This window comes from Paenibacillus sp. GQ49 (genome assembly GCF_059759055.1).
In genome coordinates, this window is sequence record NZ_JCAXEL010000007.1 from 131969 (window position 1) to 150213 (window position 18245).

Below are 18245 nucleotides of genomic sequence, written 5' to 3' on the forward strand. Positions count from 1 at the left end.
CAGTTTTCTTTATTACCTCACAGTTTGTTTGAATTGGCAATGACATACGAAAAAACCTGACAGGAGCACCACTTTGGTACAAGTGTGTTTCCTGCCAGGTCTATGAGTGTCTGTAGATCAATGCTGTTGCTTCTATTCTCTATATCCGTTCTCGCTGTGTATCCAGCACAGTCCAATGGTTCCTGCACCTGCATGAATACTCACCACAGGGATAAACGGCATGATTTCGGTCTTTAATCTAGGCAGCAGAGCTGCAATCTGTTTTTTGATTGTAACAGCTTCTTCCTGATTGTTGGCATGCATAATGCACACATGCTTTACTTTCTCCATATCCAGCTTGAGCATATCGAGCATGCGCTCTTTTGTCCGCTTGAACGTGCGGATCTTCTCATTCACAACCACTTTGCCCTCTTCAAATCGAAGCAGCAGATGGATCTTGAGCAGTTGACTGATGATCAGCTGTGTGCCCGACACCCGGCCACTGCGGTGAAGATGTTGAAGACTGGCCGGTATGAGGTAAAAGGACATGTTATCAATCATCTGTTCAATGTTTACTTTGATCTCGGCAGCTGAACATCCCTGCTTCTGCCATTCCAGTCCTTGCATAATCATCTCACGGTGAGGATAGGCACCTGCCTTCGAATCAATTGCGGTCACCGTCACTCCTGCAATCTCTGCAGCCTGCATGGACGTATGCAGCGTTCCGCTCAGTGCAGTAGAGCAATGAATCGTAATAATCTCATCGTACTTATCTTTGAGCGACTCATACAGTTCAATGAACTCGCCAATGGGTGGCTGCGAACTGCTCGCACGTGAAGACTCCGCAAGTTTCTCATAGAACATTTCAGATGTAATGTCATCGGTTTCCCGGTAACATTCCTCTCCAAATACGATGCGCAGCGGTACGATGTAGATATGATTTTGCTCCGCAAAAACGGGATCCAGTGTACTGGTACTATCGGTGACCCATGCAATTTTCTTCATGACATCCTTCTCTCTTGCCGGATTGTTCGTTCTGTATCCTCAATCGTCAAGCACAAGCCCGGCGGTTTATTTAAAATTTGAATATTTCACATTGTAAACGTTTGCGATACTACCTCTCAATTATAAATGAACGGACAGACTGTTGTCTTGTGGCGCAATCATGAACACCCCTGTTAATACCATTATTAGCTAAAAAAATGTCTTGCCTGTGAAGGAATAAATTGGTATGCTGTTGTCCTTCTCTCTTTTTCGCCTTGACTGAAGTGAACGGAAACGCCGTTCAATCCACTTATCGGAGGTGTCACATGCTTTATTTCACTCTGGCTTCCAAAGCCTACTCCCGGAATCTGCAATACCGCGGGGCACACATGGTACATAACCTGGCAAGCGCCATGTTTGGTTACATGTATGCCTGCCTCTGGATCGGCATCGGGGCCGACCATACTCTCGGAGAATACGGGACACAGGGGATGATCAGTTACATTGCGTTCACGCAATCCTCTCTCTGGATCTCGGGTTTTCTCACGAACGGATTGGGTATTCCCTTATCCGTCAGGACAGGGCAGATCGCACTGGATCTGATGAGGCCTGTTCATCTGTTCACCCACCTGATGGCACGCGAATGGGGGCAGATTGCCTACCAGTTCGTGTACAAAAGTATTCCGATCTACCTGCTCTTCTCCATTGTCTTTTCCCTGCATTGGCCCTCAGACGTTTCAACACTATTCTATGCCGCACTTGGTCTTGCCGGCGCCGCATACTTATCCATCTGTATGAACTACATCATTGGTGCCACGTCGATGTGGACCACGGAGTCCTCTTGGCTTCACTGGGGCAATCACGCGATGATGAATCTGCTGGCTGGTTTTTTCATTCCGCTGGAGTGGCTACCGAACTGGCTTGAACAACTTGCCTGGATATCACCCTACCCTTTCCTGCTCTATGTACCTACCCGAATCTATCTTGGTTTCGAAGATGGCTCCTTGTTATGGGGAACCTTGCTTTGGTGTGTTTTCATGACGTTGATCTGTCTTGCGATCACTCAAGTGTTACGTCGTAAAGTGGAGGTGCAGGGCGGATGAAACGGACTTCCTGGTTCAATTTATATAAAATGCTCATCCGAACAAGCATCCGCAGCCGGATGCAATACAAGTTCAATTTCATCATGGCGTCCGTACTGGCCGCTTTAATTCAAATCTCCGAGTTTCTGATGGTTGCTCTCGTGCTGCACAAATTCGGAGCCATTAAAGGCTGGTCCCTCCATGAGATCGGTTATCTCTTCGCCATCATGACGTTATCCAAAACACTGTATCGAACGTTTGGTAATGAGGTGCATCATCTGGAAAAATATCTGGTTAATGGTGAACTTGATCAACTGTTAACACGTCCCATGCCCGTATTGCTGGCACTGCTGCCGCAAAACTTCCGCATCATGGCTGGGGAAGTCCTGCAAGGCGGGTTCATTCTGTGCTGGTCATTGGCAGGCATGATGCATAGCGGACAGATTGGCTGGATCGCCATTCCCTTCTCCCTGCTCATTATCCTGACGGGCGCAGTCATTCTCTTTTCCATCGGACTTGCTACCGCCACACTCGGATTCTGGACCACACGTATCGAGGAATTACAGACAATCACTGAAGATGCAGCACGAACGGCTGCCCAGTATCCGCTAACGTTATATCCCAAATGGATGTCTGGCATTCTGCTAACGGTGATTCCGGTGGGATTCGTCAACTACATTCCGTCACTTTACCTGTTACGGGGTGAAGGAGGAGCGTGGATTCTTGTTGCTGTTGCAGCGGTTGCCGTACTGAGTTTGGCTGCAAGTCTGCGTTTCTGGCAATTCGGCATGACCAAATATCAAAGTACAGGTAGCTAAGGAGGCGTAACGAATCATGAACATGATCACAGCACGGCATCTGCAAAAGGAATTCAAAACTCCTGTTATTCGCGAAGGACGTTTCTCCGGTTTACGTACGTTATTTTCACGTGAATATGTGTCCAAGGAAGCGGTACGCGATATCAGTTTTGATATCGGCCCAGGGGAGTTTGTGGGTTACATCGGTCCGAACGGGGCTGGCAAGTCTACGACGATCAAAATGCTGACAGGTATCCTGCACCCAACCTCGGGTGAGGTAAAGCTTGACGGTATGAACCCGCATCAGGACAGGCGCAGGACCGTTGGTCGACTGGGCGTTGTGTTTGGACAGCGCAGCCAGCTCTGGTGGGATCTGCCCGTGAAAGATTCATATGATATTCTGGCCGAGATGTACGGCGTCCGTGCCGAGGACAAAAAGAGACGGCTGTCCCAGTTCGCCGAGCTGCTGGACCTTGAATCGTTCTGGGCCACGCCTGTCCGCAAGCTCTCGCTTGGACAACGCATGCGTGCGGATCTCGCAGCTTCCATGCTGCATGATCCCGAACTGCTTTTTCTCGATGAACCAACGATTGGACTGGATGTGAACGCAAAGCGGAACATTCGGCAGTTTCTACGTACATTAAATGAAACGTTTGGAAAAACGATTTTGCTGACCACCCATGACATGGACGACATTGAGCAGTTATGCAGCCGGGTCATGGTGATTAACCATGGTCAACTGACATATGACGGCACGATCTCGTCTCTTCGCGAAACCATCGGACTACCTACGCTGATTCGGGTAACGTTCCGGGGAGCGTTTCATATCCCGGATGTTGTGTCGTCCGCGATACATATTACTGGAGTGGAAGGACAGATTGTCACCGTCGAAGTGAACCGAAAGGAATGGAGCACAATGGACATTCTGAAACAGTTGGAGCACTGGGGTGAGATTAAAGATGTAGAGATGAAAGAACCCGATTTTGAAGATATCATTCATCGGGTGTATTAGTCGGCCCATTTTGTGAGGAAATAAGATGAAGACCTGTTCTTGCGCCGTTACATGAAAGAGGGACATGGCGTACTGTAATAACGGAGGTGAAGTGTCATGCTTGTGACCAAACATGTCCTTGCAGCATCCAGCGCACACGCTACTCCCTACTTCATCGTACGTGGCATGATGCCGGGACCCGTGATGTTCATTACATCCGGGGTTCACGGGAATGAAACGGCGAGTATGGCCGCTGCGCAAAAACTCGCAGATGATATTGCTACAGGTCGTCATGCCATTCAACGAGGGCTGTTAATTATCGTGCCACGCGTGAACCAGCAAGCCTACGCAAAGAAAATCAGAGGCAAGCCAGATCTGAATCGTACGTTTCCACGCCGTATGTCAGGCAAGGCCAAACATCCGCTCGCTGCGGCGGTTTTTCAGCTGGCGCGTGAACATCGGGCCGACTGGTGGCTTGATCTGCATGAAGCCAACGGCCTGTCTCAACTGAGTTCACGAGTGCTTGGACAGACGTTGATCACTAATCCCGGCAGTCGGACGATTCCAGCTTGCAGAAGAGTTATTGAACGGATGAATCGGTCGATTGCCATTCGTGATCGTAATTTTAACCTCAAGCAGCATGAATTGCCGGGATCTGCCCGTACAGCGGCTTCAAGACTATTACAAGCCCGTTCCGTCACAGTGGAGACCTGTTGGAGTCTGAAACGCTCGACCCGTATCAAGTATCAGACGAAGATTGTGCACCATTTTCTGCGTGAAGCGGGCATGTCATGATTGAGATCATTAAGATAGAAACAAAAACACCTCCAACAGAGAGCGCCGAAGTACATCCTCAGGTGATCTCTGTTGGAGGTGTTTTTTATCTCTGCATCATTGCTTCCAGTATTTTATTACCCACAGGGTCCAGCGGCATGAGTGGATAAAGGTCTTTTTTTGTTATAAACTTGAATATCGCATCCAGATACTCATCCACAATAGAGGCTGATCCAAAACAATAATTGGACAATAATACAACACCTATACTCTGTTTCTTATTTATAGCCAAATAACTGGAGAAACCAAATGTGCCACCGTTATGCCAGAGTATATTCTGATCTGAGAGCTTATCCTTATGCCATCCTAAATATAAGTCCGAGTCTCCAATCATTATAGGAACATGACTTTTTTGTATTGCAGAGGCTATCGGATGATCATCATTAAGGTTGGCCTGAACAAATAAACTCATATCGTGAACAGATGACTTGATCGCCCCAGCCCCTGCATGTACACTAAGATCCCAGTGAGGGACTTTTTTCCCCGTTGACGTATGTCCATCCACAAATCTGCCATTCTGTTCTGGATTCAACATAGCTGCTGTCTCCGTCATGTTTAATGGACCTGTGATATATTTTTTCAGCAGATCGTCATATGTTCTTCCTGATACTTTACATAGGATATAACCCAGTAAGCCCACGCCGGTATTGGAATACTCAAATGAACCCATCTGATCCGTAAAGTCAGCATCGGACAAAAAAGCAAGTAAATCATCCTCGGTATAATCTGAATACGGATTCAATCGGTTTTTCGTGGGGTTTAGATTTGTGGCAAGTCTAGGTAATCCAGAGGTATGCGTAGCAAGACTTTTTAAGGTAACCTTATTCAAATAATCGTTTTTACCATTGTGTATGTACCTGCCAACCGTGTCATCCGTGGAAAGCTGCTGTTGACGTTCCAATTCTAATAGAAGGATAGATGTAAATAGTTTGGTTACAGAGCCGATTTCGAACAACCTATGTTCAGGAGCAGCCACGCTCTTCTTTTTGGGATTGCCTAATGAATGATATTCGATATCTCCCTTCGTGATAACGCCAATCTCAAGATGCAGATGTTTCTTTCCCTTGATGTAATCGGATACAAAACCTTGTAAATCCCTCATAGAAAATGATACTCCTTTTGTGGTGTGAATTTCATTATTGAAATATTGAAATCACGTTAACCACCATTATGTATTGGCAAACTACATTATGTATTCGTTCTACATCTCCGATTCCCTGCTCGTTAGTCGGCGCCCTGTTTTCTCCTAAACAGAAGAAAGAGCCGCGATTACGGCTCTTTCTTCTGCACTCTGAACGATTGAATATAATTGTCGATATCGTCCTCCGGTGTATGCAACAGTCGTGCCAGATGAATCTGCATCTGTTCCAGATGGTCAATATGTTTCTGAATGTCAGCGATGCGTTCGCGTACAAGGGTTTTTAACGTATCCTTTTCCATGTCTTCCTGGCTGAGTAGTTGCAGGGTCTCTTGTATTTCCTTTAGAGAGTATCCCAGCGACTGGGCATCCTTAATGAACTTAATTTTGACCAGATAATCCTCGGTATACACCCGATATCCATTGGATGAACGACGGGGAGCAGGCAGAATTCCACTATCTTCGTAATAACGGAGGGTTGCCATACTTACACCGGTACGCTTGGCCAACATTCCTCTTGTCATGGTTTCCATGCCTACTCCTCCACCTTTCTGCGGATTTATTGTGTTTGTTCGTTGCGTATCTTAGTATATGTGGCATCATAGGTGGCCTCAGGGAATTTAGATGAAGGGCCTTGCAACAACGGCTGCTCCTCCCCCTTCAAATAATGATCAAAGAAGGCCAGCGTATAGGATCTGGTAATATCCACATTATGTTCTGGCGTCATACCTCTGGCAAACATTTTCGGTGAGATTAATGAAATATCCGTAAAGCTTTGATGGAACAAACTCTCCACTGTCAGATAATAGGTATCATTAAGACTATTTGACATCACCCGATCCAAATCAGGCTCAAACTCGGGATAAAATACTTTATCCTTGGCAGTGGCGTCCGGGTCCAGACTTTTGGCTGTTTCACCCGACATGATATACATAAACGGCTGTTTCAAGGCTGTTGTGGATACTTTACCCCAGAAACCGCCTTCCAAACTAAGTCCTGCTTTGAAACGGTCATCCTGAGCCAGCGCTTCCGCCGTAGTTGCACCCCCGTAGGAGTGACCAAAGATACCGACAGAATCCAGATCAAGCTTGCCTTCGAGCAATTGATTCGGATCATGTGAATTCCACTGTGTGAGAGTGTCCAGTACAAAGCTTGCATCCTCTGCACGAATACCTATACCTTTTATATTATATTGATATAGTTCTTTGGAGGTTGGGAAGTCAGGGTCCGGCTGATAAGAAGCGACATGGCCATCCGAGAATGTAACTTGTGCAGATGTATACGGATGGTCGATACCAACCACAATGTAGCCGTGGCTCACAAGTTCCTCAATCGCGGTCATACTTTGAAAGCGAGTAGAACGTATCCCTGGTGAAAACAGTAATACAGGATACTTGCTCTGTGCGGCAGATACCTCGGCACCTTTAACAACATGCGTCGGAATCGTGTCAAGGTAACTGAATACCACTGGTGGAATACCAAATACCAGGCTGATCGCCTCTCCCAATTCGGCAGGATAATGCTCTAGCGGCAATCCTTTGGCTGTTTCCTGATCTACAGGATACCAGACATTGATCATGAGTTCCCGCTTGTCGCCCGGTTCAACCGATTTTGTTTCTTCCCGGGAATCATCCGTTAACTGCTGCGAAAAGGTCCCTATGGCAAATGAACCCGTCGATTCGGGCATCGTGAATGCAGGGAATAACGACGTCAACACTATAGTACCTGCACTAAGAGCCAGCACCAGAATGGATGCCAAAATGATTTTGAACCACGATCGACGTTTTTGTTTCTGTGTATTCTGAATATTGCGCTTGGACTTCCATAATTGAACGGACAATACAATCATTAAAACAAGAGACACAAGATAGGTAGGCAGCATCTGTACGCGAAAATGATCAATTACCCCATGCAAAAGGATAGCCAGCACCAGTGCCAACAACGTAATGCCCCCCACTGTCCGACGCTTGGGAGCCACCAACATGACCACTGCGCCAATAACTGTCATGATTACTAAAATCCATTCTAAAATTCTCATTATTCAGCCTCCAATATTTCTTGATAAAAAAAGAATAAACCTTGAAGTATACTTCAAGGTCAAGGCTGAATTTTAGATAGAATTTTATCGGGGAATTCGTATATCCCATTTGCGAAGTTCGGTCAACGTACACGTTCCAGACGAGAATGCTTTAATACCTGTTGAGTTCGGCCCCGGATATATCCGCCCTGTCATTACCTGCTCTCCTTGCTGAATGAACACCTCAACGGAGCTGACATCCATAAAAATATGAAGTTCCAGTTTCCCGTCAAGCAGTTCCACTGTCGCAGCTCGTTCTCCGCCCGGCCCTTGTCCGGCCTGCTCGCGATTCAAGCATAAACGACGCTGCTCTACATCATAGGAAATTACGGTTTCTTCATCTTCACCCGTGCGCAGCTTCAACCCGAAGTGTTGTGCCTGTTCCGCTTCGAATACAGCATACAGTTCGTAACGGTCTCCGCTGACTCCAAGATCAAGAACATGTTCATCATCGTTTAGATGTATACCATACTGCTCGGTGCCTTCCGATCTGTACTGTCTAAGTTCGGGAAGCGGCTGGAATATCAATCGTTCTCCCCTGCGAATGAGTTGTCTTGGCAAAGTCATCGCTCCAGCCCAGGCATGGGACTGTTGTGTCGGGATTTCCGTTTCCCACGTATCCATCCAGGCCACAATAATTCGTCGCCCCTGTGCATCCTCCATCGTCTGAGGTGCGTAAAAGTCGAAGCCACAGTCCAGCGGAACGTACTGATCGTACTTCAGCACACCCTGGTCTTCATCCAGCGTTCCCATCATATAAACGGTCGAATGCAGGTTGCGATAGTTATCTCCCTGAGCAGGCATGCGCTGCGGAGACATGATCAGCACATCTCGGCCATCCAGTGTGAACAGATCGGGACATTCCCAATTGTCGCCAAGCGTCCCGTCACTCTGGGCCATAATGTTGACATAACTCCAATCCAGCAAGTCCGTTGAACGGTATAACAGAATGACACCTTTGCCCGCAGCATCATTCGATCCAAGGACGCAATAGTACACACCGTTTCGTTCAAACACTTTTGGATCACGGAAGTCCTTCGGACTGGTATGCGCTGGGATTTGATCCAGTCGAATGACCGGATTCATCGCGCTTTTGACAAAATCAATTCCATTGTCCGAGACAGCGATATTCTGTGTCTGCAAGTAATCGTTATCCTTGTCGGGTCCAGTCACGACATGCCCCGTGTACATCAGCACCAATTTGCCATCCTGCACGATTGCACTTCCAGAGAAACAGCCTCCACTGTCGTAGCTCTGATCGGGTGCCAGGGCAACAGGCAGATAAGACCACGTAACCAAATCACGGCTCACCGCATGGCCCCAGTGCATCGGCCCCCATACCGGTTCGTAGGGATAATGCTGATAGAACAAATGATACATCCCACCGAAGTATATGAAGCCGTTGGGGTCATTCATCCAGCCCACCTCTGGCATCAAATGATAGGCCATTCGATAGGTTGGATTAACCTGATGTCGATGCGCCTTGATATATGCGTTGGCCCGGGCGAGTGTATAACTCTCCTTTGTCTGAGTCGAAGAACTCGTCAGTCCAGGGTCTGTCTCTTGCCTTGTGTCCATTCCCTGCTTCTCGTATCGTTCCTGGTTCATATGTCCTTCACTCCTGTCTCTCTCTAAATCACGCAACCGAACTTATTTGATAGCCCCTTGCATGACCCCCTGAATAATGTACTTCTGCGCAAACAGATAAACGATCAGGACAGGCAGCAGGGTCAACACCAGACCAGCCATCAATGGACCGTAATCCACGGTGTATGTCCCATAAAAATAAAACGTGGACAGCGGCAGTGTACGCTGCTCGGATGAAGTCAGCACCAGGGAAGGTAGCAGAAAATCATTCCATATCCACAATACATTCAGTACGCTAATCGTTACGGTTGTTGGCAGTAACACCGGCAGTACGATACGGAAAAAGGTCTGCACTTTGCCGCAGCCATCCATTAGAGCCGCTTCTTCAAGCTCCAGGGGAATACTTTTGATAAAGCCATGGTAGATAAATACGGCAAGCGGACTGCCAAAGCCAATATACATGTAGATCAGCGACCACTTGTTATCCAGCAGGCTGAGCGAGCCGTATATTTTAACCAGTGGAATCATAATAGCCTGGAACGGAATAATCATCGCAGCTACCATCAGGAAAAAGAGATACTGATTCAGCTTGCTTTTGTGACGAACAAAGTAATGGGCTGTCATCGCCGCAAAAAGAGCAATCAGTAATACACCTGCAATGGTAATAAGCAACGAATTGCTGAAGGCGGATACATATCCCATTTTGTCAAACGCATTGACGTAATTATCGAATTGAAAGGAGCTTGGCAAGCCCAGCGGATCGGAGGTAATTGCCTGATTAGCCTTGAACGAATTGACGATTAGAAGTACAAACGGAAATACAAACAAAATCATCACAATGATTAATACAATAAACTTCATCCAGTTGAGAATGCGTGATTGTCCAGCCATCATGCCTCGACCTCCAGTTTTTTGCTGAAATAGACCTGGAGCAATGTAATGGCGGCTACAAGGATAAACAGAACAAAGGCTTCTGCCTGACCCAATCCGTAGTCACGAGCAAGAAAGGCCTGCTCATAAACATGCATGGATACCATCTCTGTGCTCTTGAAGGGCCCGCCACTGGTCAGGGAGACGTTCAGATCATACACCATGAATCCCCGTTGCAGTGACAAAAAGATGCATACAATAAACGAAGGAACCATCAGTGGCAATACAATGCGCGCCAACATTTTGCGATTACTTGCCCCATCAATGCTGGCTGCTTCCATAACATCCTTCGGCACATTCATCAGTCCTGCAATGTAGATAACCATCATATAGCCGGCATACTGCCAAACGGTCACCACAATGAGTGCCCAGAACGCTTTATCCGGGTCAGCTAGCCAGGAGGTGGAAAACAGAGTAAGGTTCATTTTTTGTCCTGCAAAAACGAGTACCTGATTAAAAACAAACTGCCAGATGAAACCAAGCACGATTCCGCCCACCAGATTCGGCAGGAAAAATCCGGCCCGAAACCAGCCCTGTGCCTTCATTCCCCGAGTTACAGCGTAAGCGAGCAGGAAGGCAACCGCATTGGTCAGCACAACAGTAATAAATACGTACTCCAGCGTCATCCCGAATGATTTCCAGAACACGGTGTCTTTGAACACACCGATATAATTATCCCAGCCAACAAAGTTTTGATCGATGGCAATGCCATCCCAGTTCGTAAACGTCAAATAAATACCATACAAAAATGGAATGATCATCACTGTAGCAAACGCAAATAATGTCGGGCCAGTAAAGATCAGGCGGGTGCGCAGACGTGTCCATAATCCTTTTTCGGTCAGCATTGTCAACCTCCACTCTATCCAAATGATTAGCCTAACGGTTATGCCGGAAACAAGTTGAACAGACCTCATGTGGAAGCTGTACATTCATCATCTCCGGCTACCGCAAGTCTCTCTCTATGTGCTGCACAGGGCTAAGATTAATTCCTTTATTTCACATTGCTCCAGTATGCCTGAATTTCGCTGGCAAGTCCGGCACGGTCAATGACGTCAGCCAAATATTTCTGCATGGATGCACCCAGTTTGGACCAGTGATCCGCAGGAAGTGTACTCATTGATTCCTCGATTTTTCCTGCTTTGATGTATTCACTAATGGATTTGCCAAGTGGATCGGTTGGCTCTAATGTAATGTTGCTGAATGCCGGAATAATACTGGCTTGATTCACCAGGAAATCCTGACCTTTTTCGTTATACACGATCCAATCCAAAAATTTCTTCGCTGCTTCCTGCTGGGCTGGTGTGCTCTTTTCCTTATCCAGCAATATTCGTTTGGATACGGCAGCAGAGATTTGCGTATTACCGAAATCATCCGGGTTATTGCTCACAGGTACCGGGAGGAAGCCGTATTTTCCATCTGCTGTATCAAAGCTGGAAATTTGCGGCCATGCCCAGTTGCCCTGGAACCAGATGCCAACCTCACCCTTGCCAAGCACCTCAGGTCCACGCTCATAAGTTCCGGACAATGGAGAAGCCTTGTCAATATTGTAGGTTTTCATCAGATCAAATGTATCTAACAAGCCATTAAACACGGCATTGGATGCAAGGTCCACTTGACCTGCCTTCAGATCAGTAATAAATTGATCCACCTTCGCACGGTCCGGCGACTGCCCACCATATGCAAGCCCCAGATAGTGCGCACCAAGCGACCAATCCATCGGAGATACAATCAAAGGTGATTTTCCAGTAGCGGCGATCTTTTGGAACAGCTCATCGAGCTGTGCAGTGGTCTGTACAGACTTTGGATCAAATGTCCCACCTACTGCCTGATCCAAAACATTCTGGTTATAGATGAATCCATATCCTTCAATAGAGAACGGGAAGGCATAGTTTTTGCCATCAAACGTTGTAGCCGCTGTGCTGTTCTCCACAGCATCCTTCATCCAAGACTCGGATGTGAGATCCAGAACACGATCCTTGAATTTCTCGACATCCCCTGTATCCAGCATCATCATCGTTGTAGGGCTGCCGGAGGCATACAAAGCAGACGCTTTTTCAAACGGAGACTGTCCACTGCCTACAGGTACAATTTCGAGTGTGATATTTGGATTTTCGGCATGGAAGTCTTTAGCCGCTTGTTCCAGCTGACTGTTAATTTCCGATTTGGAATTAAGCATGGTAATTTTGACACTCTCACTGCTGTTACCCTCTGAGGCGGAGTTGGACTCCGTCGCTGCTTTACCTCCACATGCCGACAATACAAGCATCAAAATCAAAGACAATACCGATAATTTCATCCATCTCTGTTCTCTTTTCATCTTGTTATGGCCCCCGATCAATAGTTTAAAAGGAAACGCTTACAAATCGAATTATAGTGTCAAAGGTTTGACATGTCAATCGTTTGACATACTATTTTAAAAAAATATTTCTCCTTGATTTTATCGTAGCAAAAGGACGAATATGAAAAAACGACCTGTATCAGGTCGTCTCTCTCTCCACGATGGTAACTGGCAAAATATGCTCCATTCCGATCTTCTCTTCCGCAAGTTGGCGCCTAATCAGATCAATCGCCAGCTTAGCCATGGCCTCCACAGGCTGCCTGATCGTTGTAATGCCAGGCACCGTATACGCTGCTGCACGACTGTCATCATAACCTACAATAGCGATATCGTCAGGTACCTTGCGCCCACCTAACACGATCTGCTTCAGCGCATGCACCGCCATCAGATCACTCGTTACAAAGAGCCCATCCACCTCCGGGTGTTGTGCAAGCAGTTTATCCACCAATTCCGTATACTGATGCTGGTCAAACACATTGAGATCGGTTTCATGAATCATGACCGGTTTGACTCCATGAGCCTGCAAGGTATCAACGAAACCTGTCGTCCGGCGATTGGACAGCATTTGCAATTCCAAATTACCGCAGATATGTGCAAAATGTCGTCTGTTCTTCGAGAGCAGTAATTCAGCAGCCATAACCCCTCCCTGATAGTTATCAGATGAGATAAACGGGATGTCTTCACCGATCTTACGATCAAAGGTCACGATTGGGGAATGCAGATTCATATACTCATCAACTTCCAGTGTATGACTTCCCATAATAATGCCATCCACGCGATTCCCCTTAAGCATTTCCACATATTCACGCTCTTTGGAAGGGTCCATGTGAGAATTGCATAACATAATTTTAAATCCATTCCGGTAAGCATGATACTCAACATAGCTAGCCAGTTCTCCAAAAAACGGATGGGATACATCGGGAATAATCAAGCCTATAACATTGGATTGTTTACGCAGAAGAGAACGGGCAATTTCGTTGGGTCGATAGTTTAGTTCGTCCATGGTTTGATACACTTTGTCCCGAGTCTTCTGACTGATATATCCCCGGTTGTTTAATACACGCGAGACGGTAGTTACAGAAACTCCTGCCCTGAGTGCAACATCATGAATAGTTGCCATAACAGCCTCTTTTCCTACAACATTCTTCATACCTTTAACATTATAATTATAAACCTATTGCTAAACCTGAACCGAAGCCTTGGCACCCGCCTGCTGCTTCATTCCGCTACAATTCTCGCTCTCGGCATACTATGCATAGCTCCGTGCGTAACATGGACCTGTACCACATACGTACCTGGTTCTTCAAAAGTATGCTGGATTTCATACAGCCCTTCCTCTGCCTCCTTGGCAGTTATAGCCCCCTGATTCTCCAGTTCGTCCGCTGTCATCATACCTTGTTCCGGAGATACAGAAGGCGGATCATCAAGCTCATTCCAGATCTGGAATTGCACATGGTCAGCATGACTTAACGGTGCATCTCCCTGTGTAAGCTTCACCTGTAACCGTGTTGGTTTATGAAGAGTAGCCTTCTCTGGAACGTCAAGTTTCACTTTGATCATTTCCGGCATCTCCCCGGAAGCAGACTGTTCCTCATAGGAGCAGCCAGCGATCAAAAGGAATAGCGCCAGGAAGGGCATGAACCAACGAGCTTGTCCGCTCATCACCATCTATCCTTTCTTATTAAGAAGATTTTGGTGTTTTGCAGATACCCCACAGCATCACGATGATGATAATAAAGGCGATCAGTGCCAGTAATGGAATCGTGATGAAACCAAACCAGTTCAAATAGTCGGTATAACATGGAACCTTACCGCACGCGACGGCATTACCTGTAGCCGAAAAAATACGTTGGATCGTTACATGATACAACGAAATGCCGCCACCGACGAAACTAAGTGGGAGTACGTATTTGGTGATGCCCACGTCATCCTTGAAGTAGGCAATGCCCAGCAAGATGGTTAGTGGATACATGAATATACGCTGGTACCAGCATAGATCACATGGAAGATATCCCTTGATCTCACTGAAATAGAGACTCCCCCCTGTTGCAATAACGGAAACGGCCCAAGCAACAAATAACCGGGTATCCACATTTCTCGCTGGACGCTCCGATTTTGATGATGTACTCATTCCTCTGTCCCCCTCTTCATTTTGCTTATACCAAATTATCATACATCATTCTAGACTCCATCGGCTATTCAAGCTGTTATGTAGGTCATTATTCGATGATTATACCAAATATTTGAACTTTTGGGTGAATACAAAAAAGCTGCCGTTGGGGCAGCTCTTTTGTTTGATTCATATGAAAACTTTATATTACATCGATTTCGTCAGCGTAATGGAGCCATCTTTTTGTGCCCATTTCACGTCCCAGTTCAGAAGTTCAGCAATGAAGCGCAGAGGCACTTGCGTACGTCCATCTTTATTTACAAATACCGTTGCACCCACGTTTTTCTTCACACCGTTCACTTCCATAACGTTGTTGTTCACCCAGAATTCAAGGGTATCATCGCCAGCCATTACCGTTACTTGTTGTGCTTTTTTGTCCCATTTCACCGTTGCACCGATACCTTCACTCAGGAAACGCAATGGAATGTATGTTGTGTTTTTCCAAAGCACTGGTGTGGTATCCATGTTGGTTGTTTTATCGTTAATTTTCAGCATTTTGCTGTTCAGTTGCATCCACACCGTTGTCATATCTGGCGCTGGTGCTGGTGTTGCTGGCTCTTGGAATTTGTCGTTGAATTGAGTCACGATGGCGTTACCCAGGGCTTGACCTACACCAAACATCACTTTGAAGCCTTCACGATTTGTTGTGTAAGAAGCATCATAGTTATCTGTTGCATATTGATTCAATACGTTTTGTACTTGATTTTCATGCGTTGTCAGCGCTTGTTGTCCTGCTGCTTTTGGCAGATTGCCAGCTGTTGCTGAATCCAGGAATGTAGCGAATTCTGTTGTAAATCCATCAATACGTTTCTCTACTGCCGCACGGGCCGCAGCATCATTGTTTTTAACAGCTTTTACATAATCGCTTTGTGCATTGACGTGGTTCGTTACCCAAATTTTCTCGAAAGCATTGGCACCGTCGTTACCGTAAACGGAAGCAATCGCTGCTTTGAAGTCAGCTGTGTTTCCAGCTTCAGCTGTAATCAGTGCGTTGGAAGCGGCTGTACGTCCATCAAATTCCTCTTGCATTTGCAGAGCCGAAAGTGCAAAGTGCTCGGAAGCCAAGTGGTTGAGTGCAGATCTCAGATCAGCTGCTTTTGTATCCGCTTTGGTATTTTCGAATTTCTCAGGCATTTGTGTCGTAATTGCTGTGGAGAGTGCTTTACTTACGTCGAACATTTCTTTGAAACCTTCACGGTAAGCCTTGTATGCATCAGCGTAATCTCCAGCTACATACTCATCAAATACTTTTTGCACGAGATCTTCATGTACTTTCAGCGCCTGTTTGGCTGCTGCTTTTGGCAACTTGCCTTCGGTAGCTGTGCTCAGGAATGTGGAGAACTCATCCACGAAACCGTTGATGTTTGCCTGTGCTTGTTTGATTCCAGCCTGGTTGCCCATTTTGGTTGCTTTCACCAGATCATCTGTGTATTTGTTATGAGCGCGGAAGATGCGTTCGAATTCTTTGGCACCTGCGTCACCGTATAGGGAAGCGATTGCTGGTTGCATATCCAGTGCATTCTGGTCGAGTGCTTTGTAGGCTGCATCTGCATCTTTTGCTCCGTCATATGCTTTGGCCATTGCGGTTACTGCGAGTGCAAAGTGCTCGGACAACAGGTGGTCCAGGTTTGCTCTCAGGTCAGCCGCAGGTGTGTTCACGGATGCTTTCATCATGGTCATTGGTGTCTGTGGTGCGGCAGCTGCTCCAGCGATCCCCGGCATCAACAGTGTCAAGCTAAGTACAGGTGCGATAAACTTCTTCATCTTCATTTTCATTACGTGTTCACTCCTCGATTATGTTTTGTGTATAATTTCTTTCCTCGTCGTCGTCTTCATAGGGTGTAACGCAGGGTTCTCTCTTCTGGATCACTCTGTGGGCCAAAAAAATTCACAGCCTTCAGTGAAGAAAGCTGCGAACGCCTGTTGTATCAAGGTTTTTTTGAATTAAAAAAATATAAAATTGTAGTGATCTTTCCGATCCAAGACCACATACATACTGTATTATAGATACTTCATTTTCCTTTATTTCTCAACTAAAGCTTACATCAAAGGTTATCCTGAAGTACAATAAGGACATAACATATTATCCGCGAAGGAGGTCCATTCATGACCTGGTTGCCTTATGTTTTAATTGTGGGTATCGCCTTGTTTGGAGGTATTGCTACCATGATCATCGGAAATTCCAAAGCCAATCAGACCAGCAACCCCGAATATGACCGCCGCACAAAGCAAAACCTAAGCAAACTTTCCTATGTATACGTTGGTGCGATTGTCCTTGGTTTTGGCGGACTCATCCTCTATCTTTTTAACTAAAATGTTTCGATTCGGCAAAGAATACGTTCAAACACACCAAGCAGCTTCAGTTTTCGCTCTACATATCCAATGGTTGAGGGGCCATCTCCCCTCTCCCTGATTACTGCCAAAAATCCACGTAACATCCATACTTGTAACTGTTCGTAAAGCTGCCTCCTGTTAAAATCAGCATTCTCCTGCACATAACCATCTTCAAAGTCAGCCATAATCTTTCCAAGTTCCTGCCTATGTGTTGACGAGGGAATTGTAGAAGTCAGTACAGCTGCCAGATCGAAATGATGATCGTCCATTCTTACTTCACCGAAATCAATGATGTAGATGGACTCTTTTGTAAACAACAAATTCCACATGCCCAGATCCCCATGAATGACTGAATGGTTCGTCTTGCGAAATTCCAGACACTCCTCTGTAAGCTGGGCTAACGTACGAATTTGTTCAGATGACGAGGCTAACACTACATTGGAAACCTCAAGCCATAATTGAGATAACTCGAACCGATCTTCCATACCAGTAACCTTAAGATGATTCGTCATACGATGAAAAAGACCGACCACCTGACCTAACCGAACAAAGTCAATGTTACTTTGGGAACGTGGAAGCAAATTCTCTATGTAGATCTGCAAATTATAAATCTCATCATTATATGTAATATACGGAATCCTGTATTTTGTCTGTACCATGGATGGCGAAATATTTACTGATGCCAATGCCTGAACCATTTCATACTCAATCCACGCCTGTTGTTCGTTCCTCAATTTACGTAAAACGAATTTACCTTGTGTAGACTCGATCAACATCGCTTTAGAACTATTACCGTGTTCTATGGCATTAAATCCTACAATATTCCCAATATCATAATGAACTGCCACGTAATGAAAAATTGTCATGCCTTCACCTCGTTTCCTGATCCTAAGCGATCTATTCAACAGACAGATGCTAGTCTCCTGTCTATATACACATGTTTACAAGTTGGAGATAATTCAGAATTATTCTGGATATGTTCGGGGTTTAATATAAAGCCATAA

At 46.0% G+C, this 18245-nt stretch carries 18 protein-coding genes; 5 read left to right on the forward strand and 13 right to left on the reverse strand.

The genetic code is table 11. The features are described from left to right. Positions 1–132: 132 nt before the first annotated feature. Complete coding sequence (locus AC6CIF_RS14905; RefSeq protein WP_498200228.1) at positions 133–984, reverse strand: DegV family protein; 852 nt, start codon at positions 982–984, stop codon at positions 133–135. Between the two features lie 305 nt (positions 985–1289). On the opposite strand from AC6CIF_RS14905, the gene AC6CIF_RS14910 reads away from it, so the two are divergent. From AC6CIF_RS14910 to AC6CIF_RS14925, 4 genes are all read left to right on the forward strand, one after another. After that, a complete protein-coding gene (locus AC6CIF_RS14910) occupies positions 1290–2066 on the forward strand; it encodes an ABC transporter permease (protein WP_036606839.1) in 777 nt (258 codons plus the stop codon). Further along, complete coding sequence (locus AC6CIF_RS14915; protein ID WP_133387183.1) at positions 2063–2863, forward strand: ABC transporter permease; 801 nt, start codon at positions 2063–2065, stop codon at positions 2861–2863. Before AC6CIF_RS14910 ends, AC6CIF_RS14915 begins: the two co-directional genes overlap by 4 nt. A gap of 22 nt (positions 2864–2885) precedes the next feature. After that, complete coding sequence (locus AC6CIF_RS14920) at positions 2886–3854, forward strand: ABC transporter ATP-binding protein (RefSeq protein WP_498200336.1); 969 nt, start codon at positions 2886–2888, stop codon at positions 3852–3854. 96 nt (positions 3855–3950) lie between these two features. Next, entirely contained in the window at positions 3951–4628 is a 678-nt protein-coding gene (locus AC6CIF_RS14925; RefSeq protein ID WP_498200231.1) for a succinylglutamate desuccinylase/aspartoacylase family protein, read from the forward strand. 85 nt (positions 4629–4713) lie between these two features. Here the strand turns inward: AC6CIF_RS14925 and AC6CIF_RS14930 are convergent, their stop codons facing one another. From AC6CIF_RS14930 to AC6CIF_RS14980, 11 genes are all read right to left on the reverse strand, one after another. Further along, on the reverse strand, positions 4714–5769 hold the full coding sequence (locus tag AC6CIF_RS14930; protein WP_498200232.1) for a serine hydrolase domain-containing protein: 1056 nt from the start codon (positions 5767–5769) through the stop codon (positions 4714–4716). 167 nt (positions 5770–5936) lie between these two features. Next, positions 5937–6338, reverse strand: a complete 402-nt coding sequence (locus tag AC6CIF_RS14935) for a MerR family transcriptional regulator (RefSeq protein ID WP_498200234.1) — start codon at positions 6336–6338, stop codon at positions 5937–5939. Positions 6339–6364: 26 nt separating this feature from the next. Further along, positions 6365–7843, reverse strand: a complete 1479-nt coding sequence (locus AC6CIF_RS14940; RefSeq protein ID WP_498200235.1) for an alpha/beta hydrolase family protein — start codon at positions 7841–7843, stop codon at positions 6365–6367. A gap of 84 nt (positions 7844–7927) precedes the next feature. Then, complete coding sequence (locus AC6CIF_RS14945; protein WP_498200236.1) at positions 7928–9490, reverse strand: glycoside hydrolase family 32 protein; 1563 nt, start codon at positions 9488–9490, stop codon at positions 7928–7930. A 42-nt stretch (positions 9491–9532) separates the two neighbouring features. Further along, positions 9533–10363: a carbohydrate ABC transporter permease gene (locus tag AC6CIF_RS14950; protein ID WP_498200237.1), complete on the reverse strand. Its 831-nt coding sequence runs from the start codon at positions 10361–10363 to the stop codon at positions 9533–9535. After that, positions 10360–11244 carry a carbohydrate ABC transporter permease gene (locus tag AC6CIF_RS14955; RefSeq protein WP_076212860.1) on the reverse strand — a complete coding sequence of 295 codons (885 nt, stop codon included), beginning with the start codon at positions 11242–11244 and terminating at the stop codon, positions 10360–10362. The genes AC6CIF_RS14950 and AC6CIF_RS14955 overlap by 4 nt, the downstream gene beginning before the upstream one ends. A 146-nt stretch (positions 11245–11390) precedes the next feature. After that, the gene (locus AC6CIF_RS14960; RefSeq protein ID WP_498200238.1) at positions 11391–12716 is read right to left on the reverse strand and encodes an ABC transporter substrate-binding protein; all 1326 of its coding nucleotides are present in this window, start codon (positions 12714–12716) and stop codon (positions 11391–11393) included. 160 nt (positions 12717–12876) lie between these two features. Continuing rightward, positions 12877–13857 (reverse strand): LacI family DNA-binding transcriptional regulator, encoded by a 981-nt coding sequence (locus AC6CIF_RS14965; protein WP_076212863.1) that lies wholly within the window; start codon positions 13855–13857, stop codon positions 12877–12879. A gap of 98 nt (positions 13858–13955) precedes the next feature. Beyond that, positions 13956–14399: a FixH family protein gene (locus tag AC6CIF_RS14970; RefSeq protein WP_498200239.1), complete on the reverse strand. Its 444-nt coding sequence runs from the start codon at positions 14397–14399 to the stop codon at positions 13956–13958. 19 nt (positions 14400–14418) lie between these two features. Next, positions 14419–14868 (reverse strand): disulfide oxidoreductase, encoded by a 450-nt coding sequence (locus AC6CIF_RS14975; protein WP_498200240.1) that lies wholly within the window; start codon positions 14866–14868, stop codon positions 14419–14421. Between the two features lie 186 nt (positions 14869–15054). Beyond that, a complete protein-coding gene (locus AC6CIF_RS14980; protein ID WP_498200337.1) occupies positions 15055–16677 on the reverse strand; it encodes a copper amine oxidase N-terminal domain-containing protein in 1623 nt (540 codons plus the stop codon). Positions 16678–17013: 336 nt separating this feature from the next. Between AC6CIF_RS14980 and AC6CIF_RS14985 the strand changes: the two genes are divergently transcribed. After that, a complete protein-coding gene (locus AC6CIF_RS14985; RefSeq protein ID WP_017692174.1) occupies positions 17014–17220 on the forward strand; it encodes a hypothetical protein in 207 nt (68 codons plus the stop codon). Here the strand turns inward: AC6CIF_RS14985 and AC6CIF_RS14990 are convergent. After that, on the reverse strand, positions 17217–18107 hold the full coding sequence (locus AC6CIF_RS14990) for a phosphotransferase (protein ID WP_498200241.1): 891 nt from the start codon (positions 18105–18107) through the stop codon (positions 17217–17219). The genes AC6CIF_RS14985 and AC6CIF_RS14990 overlap by 4 nt on opposite strands. Positions 18108–18245 lie beyond the last annotated feature (138 nt).